The 20,913-nt window shown below is 74.9% G+C and carries 19 protein-coding genes and 7 tRNA genes; 16 read left to right on the top strand and 10 right to left on the bottom strand.

What is annotated here, in order from left to right; translation table 11 throughout:
- Positions 1 to 92: 92 nt before the first annotated feature.
- The 3 genes from cobT (at position 93) to OHB09_RS05915 (ending at position 6,434) form a co-directional block, all read left to right on the top strand.
- A complete protein-coding gene (gene cobT, locus OHB09_RS05925; protein ID WP_328921689.1) occupies positions 93 to 4,118 on the top strand; it encodes a nicotinate-nucleotide--dimethylbenzimidazole phosphoribosyltransferase in 4,026 nt (1,341 codons plus the stop codon).
- Between the two features lie 260 nt (positions 4,119 to 4,378).
- Positions 4,379 to 5,611: a uroporphyrinogen-III C-methyltransferase gene (gene cobA, locus OHB09_RS05920; RefSeq protein WP_093592581.1), complete on the top strand. Its 1,233-nt coding sequence runs from the start codon at positions 4,379 to 4,381 to the stop codon at positions 5,609 to 5,611.
- Positions 5,612 to 5,615: 4 nt separating this feature from the next.
- The gene (locus OHB09_RS05915) at positions 5,616 to 6,434 is read left to right on the top strand and encodes a TrmH family RNA methyltransferase (RefSeq protein WP_191852402.1); all 819 of its coding nucleotides are present in this window, start codon (positions 5,616 to 5,618) and stop codon (positions 6,432 to 6,434) included.
- An 8-nt stretch (positions 6,435 to 6,442) separates the two neighbouring features.
- Here OHB09_RS05915 and OHB09_RS05910 read toward each other — a convergent pair whose 3' ends face one another.
- Entirely contained in the window at positions 6,443 to 7,903 is a 1,461-nt protein-coding gene (locus OHB09_RS05910) for a serine/threonine-protein kinase (protein WP_328729756.1), read from the bottom strand.
- A 632-nt stretch (positions 7,904 to 8,535) separates the two neighbouring features.
- Between OHB09_RS05910 and OHB09_RS05905 the strand changes: the two genes are divergently transcribed.
- The 3 genes from OHB09_RS05905 (at position 8,536) to OHB09_RS05895 (ending at position 10,284) form a co-directional block, all read left to right on the top strand.
- Entirely contained in the window at positions 8,536 to 8,745 is a 210-nt protein-coding gene (locus OHB09_RS05905; protein ID WP_040896010.1) for a hypothetical protein, read from the top strand.
- Between the two features lie 214 nt (positions 8,746 to 8,959).
- The gene (locus tag OHB09_RS05900) at positions 8,960 to 9,871 is read left to right on the top strand and encodes a phosphotransferase (RefSeq protein WP_328921688.1); all 912 of its coding nucleotides are present in this window, start codon (positions 8,960 to 8,962) and stop codon (positions 9,869 to 9,871) included.
- A gap of 137 nt (positions 9,872 to 10,008) precedes the next feature.
- Positions 10,009 to 10,284, top strand: coding sequence for a TFIIB-type zinc ribbon-containing protein (locus tag OHB09_RS05895; RefSeq protein WP_006141651.1), 276 nt, complete (start codon positions 10,009 to 10,011; stop codon positions 10,282 to 10,284).
- Positions 10,285 to 10,344: 60 nt separating this feature from the next.
- Here the strand turns inward: OHB09_RS05895 and OHB09_RS05890 are convergent.
- The 5 genes from OHB09_RS05890 to OHB09_RS05870 form a co-directional block, all read right to left on the bottom strand.
- Positions 10,345 to 10,416 (bottom strand) — tRNA-Val (locus OHB09_RS05890).
- A gap of 60 nt (positions 10,417 to 10,476) precedes the next feature.
- A tRNA-Val gene (locus OHB09_RS05885) sits at positions 10,477 to 10,548 on the bottom strand.
- A 36-nt stretch (positions 10,549 to 10,584) separates the two neighbouring features.
- Positions 10,585 to 10,656, bottom strand: a tRNA-Val gene (locus OHB09_RS05880).
- 1 nt (position 10,657) lies between these two features.
- Positions 10,658 to 10,731: transfer RNA gene (locus OHB09_RS05875), tRNA-Cys, on the bottom strand.
- A gap of 39 nt (positions 10,732 to 10,770) precedes the next feature.
- Positions 10,771 to 10,843 (bottom strand) — tRNA-Gly (locus OHB09_RS05870).
- Between the two features lie 155 nt (positions 10,844 to 10,998).
- On the opposite strand from OHB09_RS05870, the gene OHB09_RS05865 reads away from it, so the two are divergent.
- The 3 genes from OHB09_RS05865 to OHB09_RS05855 all read left to right on the top strand — a co-directional run bounded on the left by OHB09_RS05865 (position 10,999) and on the right by OHB09_RS05855 (position 13,804).
- Positions 10,999 to 12,042 (top strand): chorismate-binding protein, encoded by a 1,044-nt coding sequence (locus OHB09_RS05865; RefSeq protein ID WP_191892202.1) that lies wholly within the window; start codon positions 10,999 to 11,001, stop codon positions 12,040 to 12,042.
- Positions 12,039 to 12,860 carry an aminotransferase class IV gene (locus OHB09_RS05860; protein WP_328921687.1) on the top strand — a complete coding sequence of 274 codons (822 nt, stop codon included), beginning with the start codon at positions 12,039 to 12,041 and terminating at the stop codon, positions 12,858 to 12,860. The genes OHB09_RS05865 and OHB09_RS05860 overlap by 4 nt, the downstream gene beginning before the upstream one ends.
- A gap of 119 nt (positions 12,861 to 12,979) precedes the next feature.
- The gene (locus OHB09_RS05855; RefSeq protein WP_006141648.1) at positions 12,980 to 13,804 is read left to right on the top strand and encodes a GNAT family N-acetyltransferase; all 825 of its coding nucleotides are present in this window, start codon (positions 12,980 to 12,982) and stop codon (positions 13,802 to 13,804) included.
- A gap of 129 nt (positions 13,805 to 13,933) precedes the next feature.
- On the opposite strand, the gene OHB09_RS05850 is transcribed toward OHB09_RS05855, so the two are convergent.
- Positions 13,934 to 14,470: a DsbA family protein gene (locus tag OHB09_RS05850; protein WP_234527371.1), complete on the bottom strand. Its 537-nt coding sequence runs from the start codon at positions 14,468 to 14,470 to the stop codon at positions 13,934 to 13,936.
- Positions 14,471 to 14,724: 254 nt separating this feature from the next.
- Here OHB09_RS05850 and OHB09_RS05845 point away from each other — a divergent pair, with 254 nt between their 5' ends.
- Both OHB09_RS05845 and OHB09_RS05840 read left to right on the top strand, forming a co-directional pair.
- The gene (locus OHB09_RS05845) at positions 14,725 to 15,174 is read left to right on the top strand and encodes a hypothetical protein (protein ID WP_328921686.1); all 450 of its coding nucleotides are present in this window, start codon (positions 14,725 to 14,727) and stop codon (positions 15,172 to 15,174) included.
- 158 nt (positions 15,175 to 15,332) lie between these two features.
- Positions 15,333 to 15,485, top strand: a complete 153-nt coding sequence (locus tag OHB09_RS05840) for a hypothetical protein (protein WP_167795594.1) — start codon at positions 15,333 to 15,335, stop codon at positions 15,483 to 15,485.
- Positions 15,486 to 15,568: 83 nt separating this feature from the next.
- On the opposite strand, the gene OHB09_RS05835 is transcribed toward OHB09_RS05840, so the two are convergent.
- On the bottom strand, positions 15,569 to 16,129 hold the full coding sequence (locus tag OHB09_RS05835) for a CGNR zinc finger domain-containing protein (protein WP_093592595.1): 561 nt from the start codon (positions 16,127 to 16,129) through the stop codon (positions 15,569 to 15,571).
- A gap of 313 nt (positions 16,130 to 16,442) precedes the next feature.
- Positions 16,443 to 16,856 (bottom strand): SsgA family sporulation/cell division regulator, encoded by a 414-nt coding sequence (locus OHB09_RS05830; RefSeq protein WP_004002642.1) that lies wholly within the window; start codon positions 16,854 to 16,856, stop codon positions 16,443 to 16,445.
- 191 nt (positions 16,857 to 17,047) lie between these two features.
- Between OHB09_RS05830 and OHB09_RS05825 the strand changes: the two genes are divergently transcribed.
- From OHB09_RS05825 to OHB09_RS05810, 4 genes are all read left to right on the top strand, one after another.
- The gene (locus OHB09_RS05825; RefSeq protein WP_167793200.1) at positions 17,048 to 17,482 is read left to right on the top strand and encodes a TIGR02611 family protein; all 435 of its coding nucleotides are present in this window, start codon (positions 17,048 to 17,050) and stop codon (positions 17,480 to 17,482) included.
- 92 nt (positions 17,483 to 17,574) lie between these two features.
- Positions 17,575 to 17,646, top strand: a tRNA-Val gene (locus OHB09_RS05820).
- A gap of 429 nt (positions 17,647 to 18,075) precedes the next feature.
- Positions 18,076 to 18,546: an SRPBCC family protein gene (locus OHB09_RS05815; protein WP_006141643.1), complete on the top strand. Its 471-nt coding sequence runs from the start codon at positions 18,076 to 18,078 to the stop codon at positions 18,544 to 18,546.
- A 39-nt stretch (positions 18,547 to 18,585) separates the two neighbouring features.
- A tRNA-Val gene (locus OHB09_RS05810) sits at positions 18,586 to 18,657 on the top strand.
- A gap of 172 nt (positions 18,658 to 18,829) precedes the next feature.
- On the opposite strand, the gene OHB09_RS05805 is transcribed toward OHB09_RS05810, so the two are convergent.
- A complete protein-coding gene (locus tag OHB09_RS05805; protein WP_328921685.1) occupies positions 18,830 to 19,786 on the bottom strand; it encodes an alpha/beta fold hydrolase in 957 nt (318 codons plus the stop codon).
- A 124-nt stretch (positions 19,787 to 19,910) separates the two neighbouring features.
- Here OHB09_RS05805 and OHB09_RS05800 point away from each other — a divergent pair, with 124 nt between their 5' ends.
- A complete protein-coding gene (locus OHB09_RS05800; protein WP_328921684.1) occupies positions 19,911 to 20,738 on the top strand; it encodes an IclR family transcriptional regulator in 828 nt (275 codons plus the stop codon).
- Positions 20,739 to 20,913 lie beyond the last annotated feature (175 nt).

Here is a 20,913-nt window from a genome sequence, read left to right as displayed (position 1 = left end):
GGGCGCGCACGCTCGTTCTTCACACGGGGCGGTCGGTGCGCCGTTCCGGGCCAGTGGGTTGAGGAGCACGAACCGATGGGCGAGGGGTACGCATGACCGACACCGGCCAGGTCCCGGGCGAGGGACTGCCGGAGAACGCAGGCATGGTGCAGCAGCCGGGCGTCACCGCGCCGGCCGCGTACACCTACCTCGAACCCTCCGACACCGCCGTTGAGGACGAGGACCAGCTGCTGATGCCCGGCCAGCAGGGCGCCTGGGGCAACGAGATGGCCCCGCCCGCCCCCGCCCACCACGAGCCGGGGGCGCACGAGACGGGCGGCCGGGACAGCGGTTCCGTCGACCTGAGCGCCGTGCGCACCCCCGCCGCGCCGGGCGCCCACGCCGGGCCGTCCCGCCGCCCGCTGCACCTCGGTCCGCCCACCCCCACGCCCATCGCGAGCCCCGTCCGCTCCCTCGCCGACCGGGGCCCCGCCGCCGCACCCCTGCGGCCCACGGGCCCGGCCACGCTCGGCCCCGAGTACCTCGACACCACCCAGGAGCAGGAGACCGTCCCGCAGGGTGCCGCTCCGTGGGGCGCCACCCCGCAGGCCGGCCCGGGCGCGGTGCCGGTGGAGGCGGCCGCCCCGCACGCCGGGGCGACCGGCCTCGGCACCGCCGTGGCGGAGCCCGCCCACGAGGTCGTGTCCCCGGTCCCGGCGGCCGCCGCCGAGGCCGGCTACGGCCAGTTCCCGCAGGCGGCCCGGGCCGACGTACCGCAGGAGCGGCCGCAGCAACCGGTGGCCGCCACCGGACAGTTCACGGGACCCGGGCAGGAGGCCCCGGCCGGCATGCCCGAGGCCGTGGCGCCGCAGGGCGGCCCGGGAGCGGGGCCGCAGAGCCCGCTTCCCGAGGGGCACGGGCAGGAGCCCGCGTCCGTGGAGCCGTCGGCCGTCCCGGTCCCGGACGCCTCCGCGACCCCGCAGCCGACGCCCGCTCCCGAGGGCGGCGCGCCGGTTGCCGCCGTCCCGGCAGCCGAGGGGGCCACACCGGCGGAGGGCACCGCGCTCCCCGTGACCGAGGGCGCCGCCCCGGCGCAGGGCGAGGAGCCCGCCGCACCGGCCGACCCGTACGGGCAGCAGCCCGTCGCGGCGCCGGAGGCCGGTGCCGCCGAGCCGCCGGCCGCCCTCGTCACCGAGGCGCGGGGGAGCGGTGCCGACGCCGCCCCGGTGGCCCCGGAGCCCCAGCCGGTTCCGTACGCCGAACAGGCGCCGCCGCAGCCCGTGCACCCGGAGGCGCCCGACGCCGCCCTCGCCGCACCGGAGCCGCAGGCCCCGGCACCCGAGTCCATGGACCCGGGGACCCCCGCCGATCCGCAGGCCCCGGTCGCGGCTGAGGCGCCGCACCCCGACGCCCCGGCCCCCGACCCGCAGGCCGCTCTCGCGCCGGAGGCTCCGCAGGCCGCCGTCGCCCCGGCCCAGCCCGACCCGGCCGCCGCCGGACCCGCGGGCGAGGCGCACGACCCGTCCGCGGACGCCGGGGCCGAGCCCCTCGCCGCGCAGGCCGCGACCGCGGACGCGGGTGCCCCGCCGGTGGTGACCGAGGAGACGACCGCCGGGCTGGGCGTGCCCGCGCCGCTCGCGGAGGCGGGCCCCGCCGAGGCGCTCGTACAGGAGACCCCGGTGGCCGAGACCTTTGAGGCGGCAGAGGCGGCAGAGACGGCGCTGACGGTAGAGGCGGCGGAGACGGCCGAGGTGGCCGACGGGACCCCCGCGGCCGACGCGCCGCCGAACACCGTCCCGGCGGAGCAGCCGGGCGCCCCCGCGGCCGAGCCCGCCGACGCCCCGGCCGAGCCCGGCACCGCCGTCCCGGCGGTCCCCCTCGTGGCCGTGGACCCGGCCGCCGAGGCCCCGGGCGCCGGCGTTCCGGCCGAGCCGCACCCCGGCGCGCCCGTCGGCCCCGTCGCCGGCCAGGACGCCGGCGAGCTGCCCGGCGGGCCCCTCCTCCAGGTGACCGAGCCCCTGGCCGACCAGGCGATGGCCCCGACGGCCGGCCGGCCGCTCGAGCCGTTCGTACCGGCCGAGGAGCTCGCCCCCGCGACCCCGCACCTCTCCCCGGTCCCGGCACAGGAGTTCGCCGACCGGGCCCCGGACGCGGACGCCGTGCCCGCACCCCCGGCCGCCGCCGTGCCCCCCGGTCCGCAGGACCCGCAGGCCGGCGCGGCCCCGGCGCCCGTGACCGTCCCGGCACCCCGCGAGGGGAACGCGCCCACCACGGCCGCACCCCCGGCGCAGCCGGGAACCGCCGAGGTCCCGCACCCGCAGGACCCGCGGTCCGGCACCGCCGAGGCACCGGAGGAGACCGCGGCGCCGGAACCCGCCGAGCCCGCCGAGCCAGCGGAGCCGGCAGGCCCCGCGGCCCCCGGCTACGACGAGGCCGAACGCGAGGCCGTGCTCCGGGTGATGCGCGAGCGCCGTGACATCCGCAACGGATTCCGCAGCGACCCCATCCCGCACGAGGTCCTGCGCCGCGTCCTGGAGGCGGCCCACACCGCCCCCTCCGTCGGCCACTCCCAGCCGTGGGACTTCGTCGTCATCCGCTCCGAGGACACCCGGCGCGCCATGCACGAACTGGCCATGCGTCAGCGCGACGCCTACGCCAAGTCGCTGCCCAAGGGCCGGGCCAAGCAGTTCAAGGAACTGAAGATCGAGGCCATCCTCGAGACCCCGGTCAACATCGTCGTCACCGCCGACCCCACCCGCGGCGGCCGGCACACCCTGGGCCGGCACACCCAGCCGCAGATGGCCCCGTACTCCTCCGCGCTGGCCGTCGAGAACCTGTGGCTCGCCGCCCGCGCCGAGGGCCTCGGCGTCGGCTGGGTCAGCTTCTTCGACGAGCGCGAGATGGTCCGCGCCCTCGGCCTGCCCGAGCACCTCGAGGTCGTGGCGTACCTGTGCGTCGGCTACGTCGACGAGTTCCCGCCGGAGCCCGAACTGCTCCAGGCCGGCTGGTCCAAGCGCCGCCCGCTGTCCTGGGTGGTGCACGAGGAGACGTACGGCCGGCGCGCCCTGCCCGGCGAGGAGCCGCACGACCTGCTCGCCGAGACGATGGCCGGGATCCGCCCGCTGGACGCCAAGGCGCTCGGCGAGGCCTGGGACCGGCAGAAGCGGATGACGAAGCCCTCGGGCGCGCTCGGCATGCTGGAGATCATCTCCGCCCAGCTGTCCGGTCTGTCCCGCAAGTGCCCGCCGCCGATCCCGGAACCCGCCGCCGTGGCGATCTTCGCCGGCGACCACGGGGTGCACGCCCAGGGCGTCACCCCCTGGCCGCAGGAGGTCACCGGCCAGATGGTGGCCAACTTCCTCGGCGGGGGAGCGGTGTGCAACGCCTTCGCCAACCAGGTCGGCGCCGAGGTGTGCGTGATCGACGTGGGCGTCGCCTCCGACCTCCCCGCCACCCCCGGGCTGCTGCCGCGCAAGGTCCGCCCCGGCACCGCCGACATGACCGCCGGTCCCGCGCTCACCCGCGAGGAGGTCAAGCAGGCCATCGAGATCGGCATCGAGACCGCCCGCGACCTGGTCGCGGCCGGCAACAAGGCGCTGCTCACCGGTGAGATGGGCATCGCGAACACGACCGCGTCGGCGGCCCTCATCTCCGTGTTCACCGGCGCCGACCCGGCCGAGGTCACCGGGCGCGGCACCGGCATCAACGACGAGACGCTGGCCCGCAAGACCGAGGTCGTCCGGCGCGCCATCGAACTGCACCAGCCGGACCCGGCCGACCCGATCGGCGTCCTCGCCGCGTTCGGCGGCCTGGAGCACGCGGCCACGGTCGGCCTGCTCCTCGGTGGCGCCTCGCTGCGCACGCCGGTGATCCTCGACGGCGTCAGCGCCGGAGCCGCCGCCCTGGTGGCCCGCGCGATCGCCCCCGAGGTCCTCGCCGCCTGCATCGCGGGGCACCGCAGCGCCGAACCGGGCCACGTCGCCGCCCTCAACAAGCTGGGCCTGCGCCCCCTGGTCGACCTGGACCTCCGCCTCGGCGAGGGCACCGGCGCCCTGCTGGCCCTGCCGCTGGTGCAGAGCGCGGCCCGCGCGATGCACGAGGTCGCGACGTTCGACTCGGCGGGCGTGACCGAGAAGTAGCAGCAGCCGCACGGCCGGGAACCCCACCGGGATCCCGGCCACCGTGCGGGCCGCGGGCCCGGGGACGAACTCCCCGGGCCGGGGCGAAACGGGCCCGCCCGGTCCGGCGGGAGACGAAGCCCACCACGCCCCGGCCCGCACCCCCGCGGCCCGCCGCATAACATCGCAAGTCAGCCCGCTCCGACGCCGCAGCGGCCGCCCGGCGCGCGTACCCGTGCGCCCCGCCTCCCCCTCCCCGCCGTACGAGGAGCCGCACCGTCATGGCCGAACACCCCGCCTACCCCGTGGGCCTGCGCCTCGCCGGCCGCCGCGTCGTCGTCCTCGGCGGCGGCCAGGTCGCCCAGCGCCGCCTGCCCGCGCTGATCGCGGCCGGCGCCGACGTCCACCTGATCTCCCCGGCCGCCACCCCCTCCGTCGAGGCGATGGCCGACACCGGCGAGATCACCTGGAGCCGCCGCCCGTACCGGGACGGCGACCTCGACGAGGCCTGGTACGCGCTGATCGCCACGAGCGACCACGAGGCCAACACCGCCGCCTCCGCCGAGGCCGAACGCCGGCGCGTATGGTGCGTGCGGTCCGACGACGCCGACGCCGCCACCGCCTGGACCCCGGCCACCGGGCACAGCGAGGGCGTCACCGTGGCCGTGCTGACCACCAGCGCCCGCGGCCGCGACCCCCGGCACACCGCCGCCGTCCGCGACGCGGTCGTCGAAGGGCTGCGCGACGGCACCCTCGTCGCCCCGCACCACCGCACCCGCACCCCCGGCGTCGCCCTGGTCGGCGGCGGCCCCGGCGACCCCGACCTGATCACCGTGCGCGGCCGCCGGCTGCTCGCCGAGGCCGACGTCGTCATCGCCGACCGCCTCGGCCCCCGCGACCTGCTCGCCGAACTCCCGCCGCACGTCGAGGTGATCGACGCGGCCAAGATCCCCTACGGCCGCTACATGGCCCAGGAGGCCATCAACAACGCGTTGATCGAGCACGCCAGGCAGGGCAAGTCGGTGGTGCGGCTCAAGGGCGGCGACCCCTACGTCTTCGGGCGGGGCATGGAGGAGGTGCGGGCGCTCGCCGAGGCGGGCATCGCCTGCACCGTCGTCCCCGGCATCTCCAGCTCCATCTCGGTGCCGGGCGCGGCCGGCGTCCCCGTCACCCACCGCGGTGTGGCCCACGAGTTCACCGTGGTCAGCGGCCATGTCGCCCCCGGGGACGCGCGCTCCCTGGTCGACTGGCCGGCCCTCGCCCGGCTCACCGGCACCCTCGTGATCCTCATGGGCGTCGACAAGATCGGCCGGATCGCCGACACCCTGGTCGCCCACGGCAAGGACCCCGGCACCCCGGTGGCCCTGATCCAGGAGGGCACCACGGCCGCCCAGCGCCGGGTGGACGCCACGCTGGCCACGGTCGAGGAGACGGTACGGACCGCGGACGTGAAGCCGCCCGCGGTCATCGTGATCGGCCCCGTCGTGCACGTGGGCCCGGAGAAGGGCGAGTAGCGCCGTGGCAGAGATCGTCACCGTCGAGGACCCGGAGGACCCGCGTCTGCACGACTACACGGACCTCACCGACGTGGAGCTGCGCCGTCGGCGCGAACCCGCCGAGGGCCTGTTCATCGCCGAGGGCGAGAAGGTCATCCGGCGGGCGGGCGAGGCCGGTTACGCGATGCGCTCGATGCTGCTGTCCGCGAAGTGGGTCGAGCCGATGCGCGACGTCATCGACGCGCTCACGGTGCCCGTGTACGTGGTCGGCCCCGAGCTCGCCGAACGCGTCACCGGCTACCACGTGCACCGCGGCGCCCTCGCCTCCATGCGGCGCAAGCCCCTGCCCGCCGCCGCCGACCTGCTGCGAGGGGCGCGCCGGGTCGTGGTGATGGAGGCGGTCAACGACCACACCAACATCGGCGCCATCTTCCGCTCGGCCGCCGCCCTCGGCATGGACGCCGTCCTGCTCTCCCCGGACTGCGCCGACCCCCTCTACCGCCGCAGCGTCAAGGTCTCCATGGGCGCGGTCTTCTCGGTGCCCTACGCCCGCCTCGAGCGGTGGCCGGGCAGCCTGGCGGCGGTCACCGAGGCCGGGTTCGACCTGCTCGCGCTCACCCCGGACGCCGGGGCCCGCAGCCTCGACGAGGCCGCCCCGCACCGCCGCGACCGGGTCGCGCTGATGCTCGGCGCGGAGGGCGACGGCCTGTCACGACGGGCGCTGGCCGCCGCCGACGAACCCGTCCGCATCCCCATGTCGCACGGAGTGGACTCCCTCAACGTGGGCGCCGCCGCCGCGGTCGCCTTCTACGCCGTCACGGCGGGCCGCCCGCGGGACTGACCGCCGGGTCAGGCCCGCCCGGCCACGGCGGACCGTCCGGCACCGGTCTCGTGCGCGGGCGCGTACGGCTGCCGGTCCGGCTGCCCGTGGACCCGCGCGTGACGAACGTCCGTGCGGCCGCCCTCGCGCAGGCCGTTGGCCGGTCCCTGGCAGCCCTGCGCCGCGGCGATGCCGAGCGCGACCAGCAGTGTGACCACCACGAACACGAACAGCCGCTGACGCAGCAGCCGGGGGTTGGCGGGCCGCCGCCCGGTGCCGGTCGTGCGCCGGCCGTCGCGGGGCCCGGGCCGGCGCCCCGAGCCCGGGGCGGGACGGGCGCCCTTCCGCTGCGCGGGCGGCTGCTGCCGCGCGCCGGAGCGCGCGCCACCGGTCGGGCGGGAGCCCCCGGTGGGCCGGGAACCGCCCGTGGGCCGGGCCTCACCGCCGGTCCGCGCGCCGCCGGTCGGCCGCGTGTCGCCACCCGTACGGGCGGAGCCACCGGTACGGGAGGGGCCGCCGGAGCGGGGCGGGGGAGTGGCGGAGGGGTCCTGCGGACGCCGCTGGGTGCGCTGCTCCGCGTACATCTCCGCGAGCCGCCCCGAGGGACGGTCGGGCAGATCGGGGGAGCCGCGCTGGGCCGGCGGCCGGGCGTCCGTCAGCCCCTGCGCCTCACGGGCGGCGATCTCCTTCAGACGCAGCGACAGCTGCAGCGTGCTCGGCCGCTCCTCGGGATCCTTGGCCAGACAGGCCCGCACCAGTGGCGCCAGCGCGTCCGGCACCCCGCGCAAGTGCGCCTCCTCGTGCACCACGCGGTACAGCATCACCTCGGAGCTGCCGTGCCCGAAGGGCGAGTCGCCCGTCGCCGCGTAGGCGAGCGTGGCCCCGAGCGAGAACACGTCCGTGGCCGGCGTGACGGCGGCGCCGCGCACCTGCTCGGGCGCGAGGAAGCCGGGCGAACCGACCGCCGTGCCGACGTGCGTGAGCGTGGAGGCGCCGGTGGCCCAGGCGATGCCGAAGTCGATGATCCGGGGCCCCTTGGGGGACAGCAGGATGTTCGAGGGCTTCAGATCGCGGTGGACGACGCCGGCCTCGTGCACCGCCACCAGTCCCTCGGAGAGGGCGGCGCCCACGGCGGCCACGTCGGCGGCCGGCAGCGCGCCCTCGTCGGCCACCTTGTCGTGCAGGGAAGGCCCGGGCACGTACTGCGTGGCGAACCACGGCCGGTCCGCCTCCAGGTCCGCCGCCACCAGCCGTGCCGTACAGCCGCCCCGGATCCGCCGTGCCGCCGAGACCTCGCGCGCGAAACGCGAGCGGAACTCCTGGTCCTCGGCGAGGTCCGGCCGGATCACCTTCAGCGCGACCCGCTGGCCGCGCCGGTCGGAACCCAGGTAGACCACACCCATGCCGCCCGCGCCGAGCCGCCGGTGAAGCCTGAACGAGCCGACGACACGCGGGTCCTCACGCCTCAGGCGCATCATCGCCATGTCCATCCCCGCTGCCCGCTCCGTCTGACGAGCACAGCTTACGTACCGGGGGCCGGGTGCGCGCAGAGGCCGCGCCCTCTCGTTCCTGTCGATTGTCAGTACCGGGTACGACACTTGAAGGAGGGTCAGCGCGCCCGCCCGGGGGCGGGCCGCCCGCCGTGCAAGATCCCAACCACCGGCACGGCACGGCGCATTGGGCACGCGCCGGTCCGCCCCGCGAGCGCCCCGAAGGCGCCGGATCCCGCGGCGGGGGAGGGGACGAGGACCCGCCCCGGAGCCGCCCGTGACCGGACGGTCGCGGACGGCGAGCCCACCGGGCCCGTCCGGGAGTGAGCGAAGTCACCCGGCGGCGCCCCGCCGTCCGCCCCGGGAGGGACATACCGACCCGCTCCCGGGCCCGGCACCGGACAGATCGGACGCCCCCTCGGGGAACACCCTTAAGACCCATGTCCCCGTCTCCACCCAGGGGAGTAGTCCCCGGGGTGCCGCTCATCCTCCGGGAGGCCCGGCAATCGGTACGAGGGCATGACGTCCAGGAGGCGCCGCCCGCCTAGATTTGTCGTCAAGCGGCGGGTGCAGCACTCGTCCCCCGAGGTCAGACACCCGCCGCTGTCACCACATTCGGTCAGGAGAGGACCATGGCCCACACGGCACCGCGGACAGTGCTCCGCACGCGAGGACGCAGGGTGTACGGCACCACGTTCCGCACCCGCCGTACGGGCCGCCGTCACCCACTGGTGGCGACGGCGATGGCCCTTCCCCTGGCGGTCCTGCTCCTGCTCGTCTTCGACGGCTGGGAGACAGTGGCCACACAGGCGTCGTCCGTGGGCGTGATGCTGGGGCGCTGAGCGGCGCCCCAGGCCCGGAAGAGCGGTCCGGGCGGGGACATCCGGCCAGAGAAACCCCGTGGGGACGGGGGTGCGGCGGACGGCAAAAGACGCCCGCGCAGCTGGGGAGCTGCGCGGGCGTTGTTTTTTGCGTTTCTCCCCGCCGTGGCCGGTGCCGTCGCGGGACCCCGTACCCTCGCAGCCGCACCCTCGCCCCGTCCCGCCCGAGGAACCCGTGACCGTACTCCCCGCCCTCCACACCGCCGCCCGCGCGGCCGCGCACCCACGCCCGCACCACCCCTGCGGCTGCGCCCCGCACACCCTCGCCGACCGCCCGGACGCCACCGTCGTCCGCCACGCCGGGACCGTCGCCAAGGCCCACGCCCCCGGCACCGACCCCGCCGCCCTCACCCTGCGCCTCGCGACCGCCCGCGCCCTGCCCGGCGTCCTCCTCGCACCCCTGCGCCCCGACCCCCTCCCCGTCCACGACCGTCTCGTCACCTTCTGGCCGTACGGCACCCCCGTGGACCCCGACACCCCGGACGACGCCCCCTGGGAGGCCGCCGCCACCCTCCTCGCCCGGCTGCACACGAGCCCCGCCCCGGCCCCGCTGCCGCCCATGCGCGGCCCCGCCAAGGCCGCCCGGGCCCTCGCCCGGCTGCGGGCCGCCGGTCCGCACCCGGCCCGCGCCCCCGTCGAACGCGCCTGGTCCACGCTTCCGCCCTGGGCGCGCGCCGAGGCCCCGATGCCGCCGTCCACCACCGTGTGCCACGGCGACCTGCACCTCGGCCAGCTCGTCCGCGCCCCCGCCGCCGCGGACACCCCGCCCGCTCCCGGACCCTGGCGCCTGATCGACGTCGACGACCTCGGCACCGGGGTCCCCGCCTGGGACCTCGCCCGCCCCGCCGCCTGGTACGCCTGCGGCCTGCTGCCCCCGGAGGAGTGGTCCCGGTTCCTCACCGCCTACCGGACGGCCGGCGGCCCCGCCGTACCCCCGGCGGGCGACCCCTGGCCCGCCCTGGAGACCGCCGCCCGCGCCCTGACCGTGCAGACCGCCGCGCTCACCCTCGTCAAGGCGCTCGCCGCGGGCCGCGACCTGGACGAGGTCGAACAGGCGGTCGTGGACGCCTGTGACCGTATGGCTTAGCCAGGCCGCCGGGGGCGGAAGGGCGCGCACCGGCCGGTCACGGACCGGCCCCGGGGACATAGGCTGCAACCGAAGACCCGCCGGGCAGTGTCTCTACCTGGCGAAGTACCACCGACCGGCGAGGAGTTGAGCCGAGCATGCAGTGTCCGAAGTGCCATGCGCCGATGCACACCTACAACCGCAACGGCGTCCAGATCGAGCAGTGCAGCGGCTGCCGGGGGATCTTCCTGGACTACGGCGAGCTGGAGGCGCTGACCCGCGTGGAGTCCCAGTGGACGCAGCCCGCGCCGCCGCCCCCCGCCGGACCGCAGGCCTATCCCGCCGCGCCCGCCTGGGGCGCCCCGCAGGGCGGCCACTACGGTGGCCACCACCGCCGCCACAAGAGCTTCGGCCACATGCTGTTCTCCAGCTGAGCGGACGCGGAGAAGCGGACACGAAGAAGCCCCCGGTCCAGGACCGGGGGCTTCGAGGTGTGGACGATACTGGGATTGAACCAGTGACCTCTTCCGTGTCAGGGAAGCGCTCTCCCGCTGAGCTAATCGTCCTCGGGACCGCGACCGTACGGACTGCTGCGAGCCGTGGTCACGGGTACTGCGGATGCCGCGTGCGCGATACTGGGATTGAACCAGTGACCTCTTCCGTGTCAGGGAAGCGCTCTCCCGCTGAGCTAATCGCGCGGGTCCGGATCCCGCCGAAGGTTCCGGCGGATCCAGTGGACGATACTGGGATTGAACCAGTGACCTCTTCCGTGTCAGGGAAGCGCTCTCCCGCTGAGCTAATCGTCCTTGGAGGTGGAGACGGGATTTGAACCCGTGTAGACGGCTTTGCAGGCCGTTGCCTCGCCTCTCGGCCACTCCACCAGGAGCGGGCGAACCCCGAGGGGTTCCCCGCTGCCTTCGAGCGGACGACGAGGCTCGAACTCGCGACCTCAACCTTGGCAAGGTTGCGCTCTACCAACTGAGCTACGTCCGCCTGTCCTTCCGGCCCGCTCGCGCGGCCCGGCGACGTGTTGAACTCTAGCGGATTCCGGGGCCAGCACAAAAACGCGTTTGCGCAGCGTGCTGCCCCGCACCTGCTCAGGGGGCACGGCCGGACCGCGCACGGCGCGCCCGCCTAGACTCGTCCACGTGCTGGACCTGCCCCCTCTCGCCCGCTTCGGCGGTCTCCTCGCCACCGGGCTCCTCGACGTCACCGGCGATCCGGCCGCGCTGGACTCCACCGGTTTCTGGGCCGTGTGCGCCGACTTCGAGGGCCGCACGGTCTGCGCCCGCTTCCGCGACGTACGCCCCGCTCCGGTGCCCGCACCCGTGCCGGGCGCCTGGCGGGGCCCCGCCCCCGGCACCTGGACGTCCTCCCTGGACCGGGCCGCCTACACCGCGGGCGTACGGCGGATCCGTGCGCACATCGCGGCCGGCGAGGTCTACCAGGCCAACCTCTGCCGCGTGCTCTCCGCCCCGCTGGCGCCGGACGCCGACCTCGACGCGCTGACCGCCCTGCTGGCCGCGGGCAACCCGGCGCCGTACGCGGGAACGATCCGGCTGCCCGGGCACGGCGTCGAGATCGCCACCGCCTCGCCCGAGCTCTTCCTGCGCCGCACAGGGACGGCCGTCGAGTCCGGCCCCATCAAGGGCACCGGGCGGACCGAGGCCGACCTCCTGGACAAGGACCACGCCGAGAACGTGATGATCGTGGACCTCGTCCGCAACGATCTCGGACGCGTGTGCGTCCCCGGCAGCGTGAGCGTCCCCGACCTCTGCGCCGTCGAGAAGCACCCGGGCCTCGTGCACCTGGTCTCCACGGTCCGCGGCGAACTGCGCGCGGACACCGGCTGGCCCGGCCTGCTGGCCGCCACGTTCCCGCCCGGCTCGGTCACCGGCGCGCCCAAGGCCGCCGCCCTGCGGATCATCGAGGCCCTGGAGACGGCGCCCCGCGGCCCCTACTGCGGCGGCATCGGCTGGGTCGACGCCGACCGGGGCACGGGCGAACTGGCCGTCGGCATCCGCACCTTCTGGGCCGACCGCGGGGCCGGTCTGCTCCGCTTCGGCACCGGCGCCGGGATCACCTGGGGCTCGGACCCGGAACGGGAGTGGCGGGAGACCGAGCTCAAGGCCTCCCGGCTGCTGGCGATAGCGTCGGGCACGTACGACGACGAGTGTGGAGGAACCGCGTGAAGATCTGGCTGGACGGCGGGCTGCAGGACATCGACTCCGCCCGCGTCTCCGTCCTCGACCACGGACTGACCGTCGGCGACGGCATCTTCGAGACGATGAAGGCGGCCGACGGCAGGCCGTTCGCGCTGACCCGGCACCTGGACCGGCTGACCCGCTCGGCCCGCGGGCTCGGCCTGCCCGACCCCGACCACGAGGAGATCCGCCGCGCCTGCGCCGCCGTCCTCGAGGCCAACCCCATGCCCCTGGGCCGGCTGCGGCTCACCTACACGGGCGGCCACGGCCCGCTCGGCTCCGACCGCGGCGGCCGGGGCACCACGCTGGTCGTCGCCCTGGGCGAGACCGCCCCGCGGCCCGACTCCACCGCCGTGATCACCGTCCCCTGGACCCGCAACGAACGGGGCGCGCTCGCCGGGCTGAAGACCACGTCGTACGCCGAGAACGTCGTCGCCCTGGCCCGCGCCCGGGAGCACGGCGCCTCCGAGGCGCTCTTCGCCAACACGGTCGGACAGCTCTGCGAGGGCACGGGGTCCAATGTCTTCGTCGTCCTGGACGGCGAGATCCACACCCCGCCCCTCGCCTCCGGCTGCCTCGCGGGCATCACGCGCGCGCTGACCGTGGAGTGGACGGGCGCGAAGGAGACGGAACTGCCGCTGGACGTGCTGGAGCGCGCGGAGGAGGTCTTCCTCACCTCGACCCTGCGCGACGTCCAGGCCGTGCACCGGATCGACGACCGGGAACTCCCCGGTGCCCCGGGCCCGGTGACGGCCAAGGCGATGCGGATCTTCGCGGAGCGGGCGGCGGACGACCTCGACCCGTGAGCCGGCGGCAGGGCCGCGCGCCCGGCGGCCCGAGGGGAGGCGGCCCGGCGGGCGGCGGGCGGCGTCAGCGGGGGAAAACCCCGCTGACGCCGGGCCGGTCACCCGGTAGAAAAGACCTGATGACCACCACCCTGCGGCCGACCGAGCCGCTCCAGCAGTCCCCGGACGGCGCCCTGCGACGCCACTACCAGGTGTGCGACAACAGCCGTCCGATCGGCGAGATAACCCTCTCGACCGACCCGCGCTACGGCGTGGCCGCCGGTCTCGTGGAGGGGCTGCGCATCGAGGAGCCGGACCGGCGGCGCGGCCGCGCCACGGTCGCCGTGCTCGCCGCCGAGGAGGTCGCCCGCGGCTGGGGCTGCGAGCGGATCGAGGCGGATGTCCCGGGTGAGGCCGGGCCCGCCCTGCGGCTGGCCACCGTGCTCGGCTACGTGACGCGCAGCCGGATCATGTCGAAACCCCTCGACGGCACCCCGCCCGCGCTGCCCGCCGGCAGCCGGGCGCGGACGATGACCTCGGCGGAGTACGAGGTCTGGCGCGGACAGGCGGTCCAGCGCTACGTGGACGCCGGCGCGTCCCGGGGCCTGCCCGCGCAGCAGGCAAGGGAGCTGGCCGAACGGGACCAGGCGCGGATGCTCCCGCAAGGGCCCGCGACCCCGGGGGTGGCGCTGAGCGTCCTGGAGCACGAGGGGGACCCGGTGGGTCACCTGTGGCTGAGCCCGCGGGAGGGCATGGCCTACGTCTGGGACGTCGAGGTCGACGCCGCCCACCGGGGCCGAGGGCACGGTCGCTCCCTGATGCTGGCGGCGGAGGGGTACGCCCTCGGCCTGGGCAGCTCCGAGATCGGGCTGAACGTCTTCGCGGGCAACACCCCCGCCGAGCGCCTGTACGAGTCGCTCGGCTATCGGACGGTCACGTACCGGGTGCAGAAGAGCCTGAGGTAGGCGAGGCGAGGCGAGGCGGGGCGGGGCGGGGTGGCGCGCGGCTCCGGGGGAGTCGTTCCGGCGGGGAGTCGTTGCCCGGCGCGGGGCGAGCGGCGGGCGCGGGTTCCGCTCGGCCCCGTCGGCCGCCGCTCAGCTTCCGGACGCGGCCAGCAGCCGGTCGGCGATCTCCTCGATGCGGGCGCGCAGCCCCTCCTGGCTCCGACCGCCGTCGAGGCGCTCGTCCCCGATGACATAGGTCGGCGTGCCGGTCACGCCGATCGCCTTGCCCTCGGCCTGGTCGGCGTCGACGATCAGGATGTGGCGGCCGTCGATCAGCGCGGTGTCGAACTCCTCGGCGTCCAGACCCAGTTCCCGTGCCACCTCGACGAGCAGCGGCTCGCCCGCCCGCTCCAGCTCCTCGACCCGTGCGAGGACGGCCTCGACGTACGGCCAGCCCTGGCCCTGTGCCACGGCCTCCTCGGCGGCCTGCGCGGCGGCGAAGGCGTGCTTGTGCTTCTCCAGCGGGAAGTGCCGCAGCCGCGGTTCCAACCGGTCGCCGTAGCGGGCACGCAGCGCACGCAGGTCCTCGAGGGCCCGACGGCAGTCGGGGCACTGGAGTTCGCACCAGATGTCCAGCACGACGGGTGCGGCGGGGGAGTCGGGGGAGTCGGGGGAGGAGTCGTTCATGCGCTCAGTCTCCCAGGGCCGGTGGACCGGCCCAAAACGAAGGCCCCGCCCCGGCCGAGGGAGGAACCGACCCGGAGACGACCCTGAGGTTGTCCCTGAGGTTCGGGCCGGACCGTGGCACTTCGGGCCGCGGACGGTGCAGGATGGAAGGGACGAACCGACCGACCCGCCGACCCCGACCGCCGAGCCGCGTTCCCGACGACGTCGCCTCGCGCCCCACTGCCAGCCCTGTCGAGCTTCGCCTGGAGGACCGGATGCTTGCCGAGACCGTCTGTTCCGCCGTCTCCGCGGCCGGCCTGGGCGTCGCCGCGGTCACCGCCTACCGCAAGCGCTTCCTTTCCGCGTTCCGCATCGCCGCCTACTCGCTCGTCCCGATCGGGCTGGTGATGACCGGCGTGGTCGGCTGGCTGGCCGACACGGCCTTCAGCCCCACGGCCTGGGCGGGCTTCGGCGTGCTCGGACTGGCCTGGGTGCTGTTCGCGACGACCCGGGCGGTGGAGCGGCGCGGCGGCGGAACACGCAAGGAACGCAGGGCGGCCCGGGCGGCGGCCGGGCGGGACGCCGTGGCTCCCGCGGTCTCCGAGCCCTCCCTGGGCCGCGGCCCCACGTCGGCCGCCCGGCCGCAGTCCGCTCCGCCGCGCTCCAAGGGCGCGGGGGACGACTTCAGCGACATCGAGGCCATCCTCAAGAAGCACGGGATATGACCGCCCCCGTGGCGACCTGCTGAAACGACACCGGGGATCACCGCTGCGCACCCAAACGATCACGTTCGTTCCGCCGCGCACGGATAATGGCGAACTCACGGTCATTACGGGCGTGTTGATCGCGTAGAGGGGTGGTGCTGCGTCATCATCGCCGCGAGATGCTGGACACACCCCAGAGCGACCCCGTCACTCCACCCGAGGAGCGGCGAGGCTGTCTCTTCGCACTCTCCCAGCCACCGCTGATGATCTTCCTTGCGGTGATCGGCTGCCTGCTGCTCATGGCATCACTGCACGATCTGCTGCTGCTCTGAGCCGTACGCGGAGCCCCTGGCGCCACCCGCCGAGGGCTCCGTCGCCCCGACCCGCCCGCTCCCCGGCCGTCCGCGCGGACGCGTCAGCCGGCCGCCTCCTTGCGGCGCGCCCGGTACGCGGCCACATGCAGACGGTTGCCGCAGGTGCGGCTGTCGCAGTAGCGGCGCGAACGATTGCGGGACAGGTCGACGAAGGCGCGCCGGCAGTCGGGCGCCTCGCACCGGCGCAGCCGCTCCTGCTCCCCGGCGACCACGAAGAAGGCCAGCGCCATTCCGCAGTCGGCCGCCAGGTGGTCCGCGACGGAGGCCCCGGGCGCGAAGTAGTGCACATGCCAGTCGTGGCCGTCGTGGTCGGTCAGCCGGGGCGTCGTCCCGGCGGCGGCGACCAGTTCGTTGATCAGCCCGGCCGCGGCGCGGGCGTCGGGCGCGGCGAAGATCTGCGCGAACCTGCCGCGCACCTTCCGCACGGCGGACAGGTCGAACTCCGAGAGCGACTGGACGTCGCTCATCCGGTGGCGCCGTACGAACGCGTCGAGGGAGGCGAGATCCGCCATCCCGTCGGCCGCGCCCTCGTCCTCCGGCACGGTGTTCACCAGTTCCACCGCGGCGTCCAGTGACCGCCGGGTGTCGTGGGTGATCAGCACGTATCGCTCCCTGGCCCTGGAAGACGGGCGGGCGCCCGCCTTGATGCTGGCCGAGCCTAGCGGCTCACGCCCCGGGCGGGGCCCGGCCGTCGCCGCGGGAGGCCCGCGGCCGGCCTGCCCGCGCCGGGGAGGCCCCGGCGTCCTCACGCTCCGTGGACACACCTCGGTGCGCCGCGTACACACACCTCGGCGCCGTCACCGCCGAGCTGAGCTGGGCGGTGACGGCGCCGGTGTGCCGGACAGGGCTCGTCGAGGCCCGAGCCGTCTCCCCGAGTGGACGGCATCGGGCGGATCAGTGGGGGGCTTCGGTCGTCTAGCTCTCCGCCAGGATGTGGGACAGCTCCTGATCGAGGTCGAAGTGCCGGTGTTCCGTGCCCGGGGGCACGGCGGCGTCCGTCCGCTTCAGGAAGGACTCCAGGGCCCGCGCCGGGGCCTCGAGCAGGGCCTCGCCCTCCGGGGAGCTCAGCGCGATGCAGACGACCCCCTGACCGTGACTCCGGGACGGCCAGACGCGGACGTCGCCGGTGCCGGTGGGCCGGTGCAGGCCTTCGGCGAGGAGGTCGCGGGCGAACACCCACTCGACGGTCTCCTCGGCTCCGGTGTGGAAGGTGGCGTGCACGGCGTAGGGATCGGCCGTGTCATACCGCAGTCCCGCGGGAACAGGCAGTGAGGACTCGCTCGACACAACGAGGCGCAGGTGCAGCTCGCAGCTGACCGTGGTGTTCATAAGCGCCAGGGCCTTTCGCTCAGTGTGCGCTCGGGGATTCGCACGTCGGCGAAATCGACATGCCACCTACGGTGCCGTTGTAAACCCCTCTGCGTGTTTTGCCTGCCTTTACGTAACTCTTCCGGCGGAGGGGGTCTTGGCCCGGTACGGCCATTCCGGTGACCGGATTCCCTCCGGTAAGGTTTGGGCGTATGAATACGGGGAGTGACGAGTCGGGCGAGAGTGCCGTGGCCACCGACGAAGCCGACGGCGGACAGGGTCTGGGATCCCGGGCGCCGGAGTTCATCAAGCGGCGCCGCGTACTGCACCTGAGCTGGCAGGTGGGCGTTTTCGTGGTGGGCCTGGCCGTGGTCGCGGCCGGCGTGGTGATGCTGCCGCTGCCCGGCCCGGGCTGGCTGGTGATCTTCGCGGGCATGGCGATCTGGGCGACCGAGTTCGTCTGGGCCCAGCTCGTGCTGCGCTGGACCAAGCGGAAGGTGACCGAGGCGACACAGGCCGCGCTCGACCCCCGGGTGCGCCGCCGGAACATCATCCTGACCTCGGTCGGCCTGGTGCTGATCGCCGCGTTCGTGGCCGTGTACGTGTGGAAGTTCGGCTTCGAGATGCCCTGGAACATCGAGCAGTAGGTCTCCGGCGCCCTCGGTGCGTCCCCGGCGGGCGCCCGCCGGGCGGGCGTCGGGGGCACCCCCTGACATGGGGTAATGTTCTCCGTGCGCCCGGGCGATTAGCTCAGCGGGAGAGCGCTTCGTTCACACCGAAGAGGTCACTGGTTCGAACCCAGTATCGCCCACAGCCCACAGGCGGCCCCGGCACGGACACCGTGCCGGGGCCGCTCTCGTGTGCCCGGGGTCCGTGGGTGACGGTCCGTCACCCACGGGGAGCGGGGAAGAACGGCCGGAAAGGGCGGCCGGCGCCGTCACGTCGTCGAGTTCCTCGCGAGAAGGACTATCCGCGACCCGAGACACGACCGACTTCCAGCGCTGCGCGCCTTTTCCGGGGAAGTGCCGCGGGAAGTGCCGGACGCGGGTGCCCGGTGGAAATCCGTCCGGCCCTTTTCCGAAAGGCCGTCACATTTCTTCGGAAGTACGACAAGCGGAGCCTTCCGCTCTGTCGGCGGAGCCGCCCGTTCCCGGAAAAGAGAATCTCCGCTTCCGTGCGAGGCGCGCGTACGGCCACGGCAGGTGACGTGCCGGTACCCCTTCGCGGGCACACTCCCCCCATGGACTGGACCCGGTACCGCTTCCGCAGCCTGTGGACCCTGCCCGTGCCTCCGGACACCGTGTACGAGGCTTTGGAACGGGTCGAGGACTACCCCCGCTGGTGGCCCCAGGTCCGCGAGGTCGCCCGCCGCGACGACACCACCGGCGTCCTGCGCGTCCGCTCCCTGCTGCCCTACGACCTCACCTTCACCGCGCACGCCCTGCGGCGCGACCGGGCGGCCGGTGTGCTGCGAAGCTCCCTCACCGGCGACATCGAGGGCTGGGCCGGGTGGACGGTGACCGCCGTCGGCCCCGGCAGCCTGGTCCGCTACGACCAGGTCGTCGAGGTGCGCAAGGCGTTGCTCCGGCGGTTCGCCGTGCCCGGACGCCCGCTGTTCCTCGCCAACCACCGGCTGATGATGCGGGCCGGACGGCGTGGCCTCCTGGCGCACCTCGGTGGCGACCGGCCCGGCGAGCGCCGAGCGGTTTGATGGAAACGCGCGGCGCCCTGTATTGTTCAGTGCGTTCCCGGGCGATTAGCTCAGTGGGAGAGCGCTTCGTTCACACCGAAGAGGTCACTGGTTCGAACCCAGTATCGCCCACCGGGGAGAGGCCGGTCCGCCAGCGCGGACCGGCCTTTCGCATGTCCAGCGCCTCTTCAGCCGCGCCGGCCGCTCGACGACGGAGCCGGTGTGTTCCGCGCCCCACGCCACGCTGACGGCGTGGGCTTCGATCACTTCGCGGCCGGCGACCGCCTGCTGGACCAGAGGTCGATCAAGTTCCGTGAATGGCCGGGTTGTTGGTGACGGCCGGGTCCAGGAGCTGTGGGGTGCTCACCACGGCGGCGCAGCGCTCGGCGAAGCCGAGGACCTGGAGGCAGTACTCGCGGCCGACGACGCTGTCGGCGACGCCGTGTGCGGAACCGGGGAACAGGGCTGCGTCGACAAAGGGCGACCGGGTGCGCAGTGCGTCGGCGAACTCGGCGACGAGGTCAGGACGGGCGGTCCACAGTGTGTCGAACTCCCCCAGCCGGTAGTGGACGGGCACGGTGATCCGCGAGGCGACGTGCCGCCACTCCCGCGGCCAGCCGCCGACGATCTCCAGCCCCTCGGCCCGTACGACGGGTTCCAGGATGCCCGGCAGGCTGTGCAGGCCGAACTGATGGGGGGCCAGTGTCCACAGGGGAGGCGCGGTGATCCTGCCCCGGAGTTCCGACATGTCGATGCGTTCCTCGGCCGGAGTGGACCGCCAGGCGTCGACCACGTTCTCCGGCGGCAGTTGGCCGATGTCCACGAGGGCCAGACCGAGCAGCGGCCAGCCCGGCCGTTCCTGGTCGCTCCACAGGGCGGCCAGGTGGGTGGCGACCGCGCCGCCGATGGAGCAACCGATCACGACGACCCCGGGCGCGGTCGTGGCATGGCGCTGCCACAGCTCGGTGACGGCCTGGTCGAGCCGTTCCGCGGCGGCCCGCAGCACCCCCGTGTCGGAGTCGGCCGGCAGGCCCAGAGGCTCGCTGCCGCCGTAGCCGGGGCGGTCGAGGGCGTAGGCGGGGAATCCGTTCCGCGCGGCCCGCAGGATCTGCGAGTGGCCCGGGATGTCGAACGACCGCGAGGTGGCGCCACCGCCGTGCACGAACACGAGCAGGGGCTGGTCGGTGGCCTCGTCCGGCAGAGCGGCGATGCCGGTCGTCCTGCCGTGGAGCAGCGTGATGTCACTGGAGAGGATTTTCATGGATCGCTCCTGGGTGGGGGACGCGGTACCGGCGGGACGTCGCCCCGCGGGTACCGGCCACCGTAGGAGTGTGTGCCGTAGAGTGGCAGCACAGATGCCAATGAATGGAACAGGAAGCTGGGGAATGGCTCAGGCGGTCCCACCCGGTGAACCGGCGCCGCGGCGCGGGCGCAGGCCCGCGCAGGGTGACGCGGTCGTCGACCGCGCTTTCACGATCCTGGGCGCCTTCGACCCGACGCATCGGGTCCTGTCCCTGGCCGAACTGACGCGGCGCACGGGTATGCCGCGCAGTACCACCCTGCGCCTGGCGAGGAAACTGGTCGGAACGGGAGCACTGGAACGACGCGACGACGGCCGGTACGCCATCGGCCTGCGGCTCCTGGAGATCGCCTCGCTGGCACTTCGCGGTCATGGCCTGCGGGCCGTCGCCATGCCGTTCATGGAGGACCTCTTCCACATCACCCGCCAGCACGTCCTGCTGGCCGTCCGCGACGGCGACGAGGCACTGCTGGTCGAACGGCTGTCCGCCCACGACGCCGATCCGGTGCTCTACCGCGTCGGCGGCCGCATGCCGCTGCACTCCACCGGGGCCGGACTGGTCCTGCTCGCCGGCGCACCCCCCGCCGAGCAGGAGCGGATCCTGCAGGGCATCTCCGCCCGGCCCGCCGGAGCGCAGGCGCCGGACCTCACGGAACTGCGCCGGACCCTGGCCGACGTACGCCGAGGCGGGTTCGCCACCGTGACACTCGGCACTCCGTGGCCGCGGACCTCCGTGGCCGCGCCGCTCCTGGGCCCCGACGACACCCTCTGCGGCGCCCTGTCGGTGGTCCTGCCGAGCGGGACCGTCGACCACAGGGCGATGACACCCGCCGTCCGCACCTGCGCACGAGCGATCTCCCGCGAACTGAGCAGCGGACCCCGCGAGGACGCCCCCGGCCACGAGCGCCGGTGACCCACCGCACCATGTGAGCGGCACGGCGAAGACGCGCACGAGCCGCACATGCCGCACATGCCGCACGTGCCGCACATGATGCTCGGCCTGTTGCACGCGTCCACGCGCAGCGCCGGGCGCGGAGCTGTTGTGGAGCACGGGCGGACAACCGTCCGCGCGGCCGGCACGGCATCCG

Source organism: Streptomyces griseoaurantiacus (genome assembly GCF_036189845.1).
Lineage (GTDB): Bacteria > Actinomycetota > Actinomycetes > Streptomycetales > Streptomycetaceae > Streptomyces > Streptomyces griseoaurantiacus.
The sequence above is the reverse complement of the archived record's forward strand: the minus strand, read 5'-3'. Positions and strand labels throughout refer to the sequence as shown.